At 42.8% G+C, this 6,389-nt stretch carries 5 protein-coding genes; 4 read left to right on the top strand and 1 reads right to left on the bottom strand.

Features of this window, described 5'->3' with window-relative positions; all coding sequences use genetic code 11:
* Window positions 1-23: 23 nt before the first annotated feature.
* A complete protein-coding gene (locus BIW53_RS01460; protein WP_070989932.1) occupies window positions 24-977 on the bottom strand; it encodes a tyrosine-type recombinase/integrase in 954 nt (317 codons plus the stop codon).
* Window positions 978-1,318: 341 nt separating this feature from the next.
* Between BIW53_RS01460 and BIW53_RS01455 the strand changes: the two genes are divergently transcribed.
* The 4 genes from BIW53_RS01455 to BIW53_RS01440 all read left to right on the top strand — a co-directional run bounded on the left by BIW53_RS01455 (window position 1,319) and on the right by BIW53_RS01440 (window position 6,363).
* On the top strand, window positions 1,319-2,752 hold the full coding sequence (locus BIW53_RS01455) for an NAD-dependent succinate-semialdehyde dehydrogenase (protein WP_070989930.1): 1,434 nt from the start codon (window positions 1,319-1,321) through the stop codon (window positions 2,750-2,752).
* 73 nt (window positions 2,753-2,825) lie between these two features.
* A complete protein-coding gene (locus BIW53_RS01450) occupies window positions 2,826-3,716 on the top strand; it encodes an NTP transferase domain-containing protein (RefSeq protein ID WP_175442066.1) in 891 nt (296 codons plus the stop codon).
* 52 nt (window positions 3,717-3,768) lie between these two features.
* Complete coding sequence (locus BIW53_RS01445; RefSeq protein WP_070989955.1) at window positions 3,769-4,842, top strand: phosphotransferase enzyme family protein; 1,074 nt, start codon at window positions 3,769-3,771, stop codon at window positions 4,840-4,842.
* Window positions 4,843-4,980: 138 nt separating this feature from the next.
* Window positions 4,981-6,363, top strand: a complete 1,383-nt coding sequence (locus BIW53_RS01440) for a Gfo/Idh/MocA family oxidoreductase (RefSeq protein WP_070989928.1) — start codon at window positions 4,981-4,983, stop codon at window positions 6,361-6,363.
* Window positions 6,364-6,389: the final 26 nt, after the last annotated feature.

The following is a 6,389-nucleotide window of genomic DNA, read 5'->3' as shown; positions in this document are numbered from 1 at the left end:
ATAATTCCTAGTTATCGTTACTTTTAAAATATGCCTCCTCGGGTATTGGCTTTGGTAATTTGCTTTTGTAAGGCGTTGTCGTTGACGTGGGTGTAGAGTTGTGTGGTGAGTATGCTTTGATGGCCCAGCAGGCGTTGAACAAATCGAATGTCTACTCCTGACTCTAGTAGTTGGCAAGCGGCCGAGTGGCGGTACATATGTGGGGTTATTTTTTCCACTTTAGCTGTTTTAGAAGTCTCTCTGATAAGTTTTCGAATAAAGTGTGCTGATGCCGCTTTGCCTCGGCTATTGGTTAATAGCAAAGTGTGATTAGCAGAGGTGATGTTTCTAAATGTGAGATAAGCTTTAATTAACTCCACAACTTCCTGACTAGGAATAAAAACAAAGCGCTCTCTTTGTCCTTTACCAAATATTTTTATTTTTCTTTCGCTTAGGAGCACATGCTTAATATCAATACTTACTAGCTCACTAACTCTAATACCTGTGGCAAACAACAATTCTATTACTAGCAGAGCCGTTAGTTGGTTTAAGTGTTTTGCTGTTGTAACCAAAGGATTCAGCGTTGCAACACTGTAGCTATCATCCTTAGCAATACGTAAATTAGCACGGGCTGTTCTGAGCATTTTTCTAAGGCTACTTTTCGGGATATTTCTTGGTAGCTGTGTGGGAACTTTTATGCTGATATCCGCTTTATGAAATGGGTTGATGTGGATGAGTTCTTCTCTCTCAAGCCATCTAAACATCGCCTTCAGGCAGGCGATGCGTCTTTTAATCGTTCGGACGCTAAGAGCCGTTTGTTGTAGCTTGTGTAGGTAGTTTTGCAGCTGTTTTTTATCAAACTCATTTACCGGTTGTTCGCGGACCAATGATTGAAATGTTGCTAAATCTTGACGATATGCCTTGATGGTATGCGCTGACAGTTGCTTATTCGTTTTGCAATAAGTTAGAAATTGATCACATGACTCGCTAATTTGCATTGATACTACTCTGTATAAATTCAATGAAATTAATATGATAGTGTAGTTATTGCTAAAATAGAAACAAAAATAATTTAAAGCGAGCTTTGAAATTCAAGGTTGGCTCTTACTCTTTTACAACTCATATATCTTACTGGCTTGGGTAACACATGAACGATAGCCGCATAGGTGCTTACTTTTCGCCGCATCTTATCTCAATATACGCATTTAAAGTTACATGTAGATAGTATGAGTTGGCCAAGTTTGTTCTATCGAGCGTTTAAGATTAGTATTAGATGACTAGACAAATAAATATAAACCGTAGTGAAAGCTACGGTTTTTGTGCTTTTATGAGGTGAGAGATGAGTTTATTAGAAGGACTAGAGCATTCATTGATTGCTGGCGAGCCTTATCACACAGAGCAACATTTCTCGGTTTTGAATCCTGCGACGGGCGAACAGTTAGCGTATGTTTCTGAAGTGGATGAGCAAGGCACTGCGCTGGCGCTGCGCGCAGCTACAGAGACGTTTAACACATTAAAAACAACCAGCGCTAAGCAACGCAGTGAGGTTTTATGGCGTTGGTATGAGCTGATGATGGAAAATAAGCCGCTGCTTGCTCGTTTACTTACACAAGAGCAAGGCAAGCCACTCAAAGAGGCGATGGGAGAAGTTGACTACGCTGCTGGGTATATTCAATGGTATGCGGAGCAAGCCAAGCGTAGTTATGGTGAGGTTATTCCTGCTAATGACACTCAGCATCAGTTAAGTGCTATAAAGCAAGGTGTGGGTGTTGTACTTGGGATCACGCCTTGGAATTTTCCACTGGCAATGATCACGCGAAAAGTCGCGCCTGCTTACGCTGCTGGATGTAGCTTTATTTTGAAACCGTCGGAACAAACTCCGTTGTCGGCACTCGCATTAGCGCAGTTAGCTTTGCAAGCTGGGATGCAAAAAGGCGCTTTTCAGGTATTACTAACATCCGACTCTGCCGGGTTAATTAAACCGCTTTGTCAGAATACTAATATTCGCAAGCTTACATTTACTGGTTCAACTCAAATCGGCCGTATTTTGCTTGAGCAATGTGCGAGTACGATAAAGCGCACCTCCATGGAACTGGGTGGTAATGCACCCTTTATCATTTTTAAATCGGCTAATTTAGATGATGCTGTTGCGGGTCTTATGGCTGCGAAGTTTCGTAATGCGGGGCAGACTTGTGTGGCTGCCAATCGTATTTTGCTGCAACAAGGTGTTGAGGCAGAGCTGCTACCGCGCTTGATAAAAGCGGTGGATAAGCTCGTTGTGGGCGATGGCTTAGAAGAAGGTGTTGATATTGGTCCGCTGATCACCCTTGAAGCCAAAGACAAAGCACAAAAGCTCATTGATGACGCCATTGAAAAAGGAGCTGAGGTTATTTATCAAGGTAAACAGCAATCAGGTTTGTTTATGGCTCCCGTTATATTGACGGGGGTAACCTCAAAAATGAAGATTGCAAATCAAGAAATATTTGCCCCAGTTGTGAGCATCATGTCATTTTCTGACGAGTCGGAAGCTATAGAGTTGGCTAACAGCGTCGAAGAGGGGTTAGCAGCCTACTTCTATTCTCAGGAAGTATCACAAATACATAGAGTTTCTTTGTCCTTAGACTATGGCATGATTGGTATCAATGAAGGCATGGTGTCAAACCCTGTGGCTCCGTTTGGCGGTATTAAGCAATCAGGGATGGGTAAAGAGGGGGGCCACCAAGGTTTGGATGAATATCTAACAGTAAAATACCTTTGCCAAAAGTTTGATTAACGCATTTTTTGCAATGGCTTTCCATTAGTCACAAAGAGCGATAAACTTTTGCGCTGGATTACTTTTTTTACTCATGCAAGGAGCGAAACCATTGCAACAAGTTAACGCACCCATGTTGGTGGTTTTAGCTGCTGGGCTTGGTAGCCGCTTTGGTGGTGGCAAACAAATTGCGCTGTTACCGAATATCAATCGCACTATCATGGAGTTGAGCATAGAAGATGCTTATAAAGCAGGTGTGCGTGAGGTTGTTTTAGTCATTAATGAGCAATTCAAAGCCGCGATACAGCAAGACATATTACCTCGCTTACCTTCACAAATGCAGATAACCTTAGTCGAGCAAAGTGTATCTCAAGTGCCAGAACAGTTTGCAAGTTACGTAGCACAACGCCAAAAGCCCTGGGGAACGGGCCATGCTTTGTTATGTGCAAAAGCATTAATCAATAAGCCTGCGATAGTGATCACAGCCGATGATTACTATGGCCCAACAGCGTATCAACAAATGGTAGAACATTTTCAGGCGCGTCCTGATGATATGGCGATGGTGGCCTACCCATTAGCAAAAACCTTGTCTGAGCTAGGAGGGGTCAATAGGGGGATATGCCAGCTAAATGAAGATAAATTAATCAGTGTAAAAGAGTATACAGATATCTATCATACGAAAAAGGAGATCATTGGTTGTTATGAAGGACAACAACAACGGCTGCCAGCAACAGCGCTTGCATCAATGACGTTTTGGGGGGTAACACCTAAGCTTCTAGCTAGCTTAGAGTTAGGCTTTGAACAATTCCTTAAGAGTTATGACAACGGTGTCAGAAAAGAGTATTATTTACCAAATTGTATTGAACAATGCATCGTATCAAGGAATATGGATTTGATTGTTTATTCAGCCGAAGATCATTGGTATGGCGTTACGTTTAAAGATGAATTAGCAGCGGTGGCAGGAAAAATATATGAGCAACGCTAATAATGAGAGTGAAATGCTCTTCGGTTGTATGCCATCAGTCAATGAGGTTAGTATGGAAAATCGTGCAGTAGCGGCACACCTATCACAGCAGTTTGGACTTCAGGGTGAGCAGCCTGTCATGAATCCAATTGGTAATGGGCACATTAATACGACAATGTTACTTAAGGATACAAAACAAGCGGTGGTTGTCCAAAAACTCAATACCGATGTGTTTCCTAACCCGGAACAGTTGGTAGAGAATGCCCGTGTAATTGAGCAACATTTATCTGATAAAGTCGCACAAGGTGAATATAGCTTACAGATTATCAAGCACTTACCAACGGTTGAAAATGAGTACTTGGTTAATCACAATGGTGGCATTTGGCGTGCGTTAGAGTTCATTGGTGGTAGTTATAGTGAAGATGTGGTTGATTCAACAAGTAAGGCGCAAACAGCGGCAAACGCGTTTGGTCAATTTGCCAAGGCACTTGAAGATTTTGAAGCTCAGCAATTACACCATGTGATCCCTGACTTTCACAATCTAGCTAAACGTATAGAGACATTTAAAGAGGTAGTTCTAAAAGACAGCCATGGCCGAGTGAAATTGTGCCTTGATGATATAGCGTTTTGCCAGTCGCAATTTGATTTAGCACAAGAGCTACAAGCACTGCTGAAGTCAATCCCACTGCGCCCTTGCCATAACGATACTAAAATCAATAATATGTTGTTTTGCACTAAAACCAATCAAAGCAAAGCGGTGATAGACATGGATACCTGTATGCCTGGTTATTGGTTATTTGATTTTGGAGATATGGTACGTACCTTTTGTTCTCCAGAAGCAGAAGACTCTCTGAACCTAGAAAATGTAGTGGTTAGAGAAGAAATATTCTCTGCAATTGTAAAGGGTTACGTAGAGCCGTTGGCAGATACTTTAACCGAACAAGAAAAAAGCAGCTTTCTACTGGGAGCTAAAGTGATGCCCTTTATGATAGGTTTGCGGTTTTTAACTGACTACTTGGATGGTGACAATTACTTTGCTGTCCACAGAGAACAGCATAACCTTCAGCGTGCTCGTAATCAGTTTAAGTTGTATCAAGATGTATTAGCTAAAGAGCGAAGACTGAAAGAAATTCTCGCTCAATACTGATATAAAAAAAGGCGCTAAGGCGCTTTTTTAGTATCACGCGGATTATCTTGAGTGCAGGTTACTTAGTCGCATTCCTTTTTGCATTGATCATGGCATGAGGTAGCGTGCTGGTGAAGTATCTTTTAAGGAATAATAATAATGACAAAAATGAATCGTCGAGATTTTCTTAAAGCGGCTGGCAGTGCTGTAGGGGCAACAGCCATTGCAGGAACGGCTCTGACGGGGTGTGCACAAAGTATCAGAGACAATGTACCAACACCTCAGGGGCAATCGGTGATGGGGTTGGTTGCGCAGAAGTTGGATATTGTGAGAGTCGGCTTCATTGGTGTTGGTCAACGCGGCTACGGACATGTAAAACGAATGAGCCAGATAGAGGGGACACAAATCGTGGCGATTTGTGATACTCATCAGGAAGTACTGGATCGCGCAGTTGGATATTTGACTGAACAAGGACAAGAAAAACCCGCGACATATACGGGCGCAGAACTGTCCTATCAAGATTTATTAGCACGCGATGATATTGATATTATAATCATCTCTACGCCTTGGAAATGGCATGCACCGATGGCCATAGATGCAATGAATAGCGGTAAACATGCGTTCGTGGAAGTACCCTTAGCGCTTACGGTGGAAGAAATGTGGGACATCGTTAATACCGCAGAACGCACCCAACGTCACTGTATGATGATGGAAAATGTAAACTATGGCCGTGATGAACTGATGGTGTTAAATATGGTTCGTCAGGGTCTGTTTGGCGAATTACTTCATGGTGAGGCGGCGTACATTCATGAACTACGCTGGCAAATGAAGGAAGTGGAGCATAAAACGGGTTCTTGGCGCACGAATTGGCATAGTAAACGTAATGGCAATCTATATCCTACCCATGGTTTAGGTCCCGTGTCTCAGTATATGAATATTAACCGAGGTGACCGGTTTGATTATCTAACGTCTATGAGCTCTCCTGCGTTAGGACGGGCAGCATACGCCCAGCGTGAATTTGCACCTGAACATCAACGTAACCAGACCAAGTACATATCGGGGGATATGAACACCACGTTGATTAAAACGCTCAAAGGCCGAAGTATTATGGTACAGCATGATACAACTACACCTAGACCGTATTCACGCCATAACCTGATTCAAGGTACTAATGGAGTATTTGCCGGATTTCCAAATCGTATCGCATTGGAGCAAGGAGGTGGGAGTAGCTACCATGAATGGGATTATGATATGGACAATTGGTATGCTAAATACGACCACCCACTTTGGCTAACTATGGGTGAGGAAGCTGAGCGTAATGGCGGGCACGGTGGCATGGATTTTTTGATGTTCTGGCGTATGATCTATTGCTTGCGCAATGGGGAACCTTTAGATCAGGATGTGTATGACGGTGCAGCATGGTCAGTGATCTCACCTTTATCTGCATTGTCGGTTGCTAATCGTAGCGCATCGATAGATATTCCAGACTTTACCCGTGGCGCGTGGCGACAAGGAAAACCTTTGGGCATTATTGGTGCTTAAAAGAGCAAATGATGAAACTACCTACA

The organism is Pseudoalteromonas byunsanensis, from assembly GCF_001854475.1.
Lineage (GTDB): Bacteria > Pseudomonadota > Gammaproteobacteria > Enterobacterales > Alteromonadaceae > Pseudoalteromonas > Pseudoalteromonas byunsanensis.
This window is presented reverse-complemented; position numbering and strand designations above follow the sequence as displayed.

Coding starts and splice junctions, on each gene's coding strand:
- BIW53_RS01460 (WP_070989932.1), bottom strand. CDS start 977: ATGCAAATTAGCGAGTCATGTGATCAATTTCTAACTTATTGCAAAACG.
- BIW53_RS01455 (WP_070989930.1), top strand. CDS start 1,319: ATGAGTTTATTAGAAGGACTAGAGCATTCATTGATTGCTGGCGAGCCT.
- BIW53_RS01450 (WP_175442066.1), top strand. CDS start 2,826: ATGCAAGGAGCGAAACCATTGCAACAAGTTAACGCACCCATGTTGGTG.
- BIW53_RS01445 (WP_070989955.1), top strand. CDS start 3,769: ATGGAAAATCGTGCAGTAGCGGCACACCTATCACAGCAGTTTGGACTT.
- BIW53_RS01440 (WP_070989928.1), top strand. CDS start 4,981: ATGACAAAAATGAATCGTCGAGATTTTCTTAAAGCGGCTGGCAGTGCT.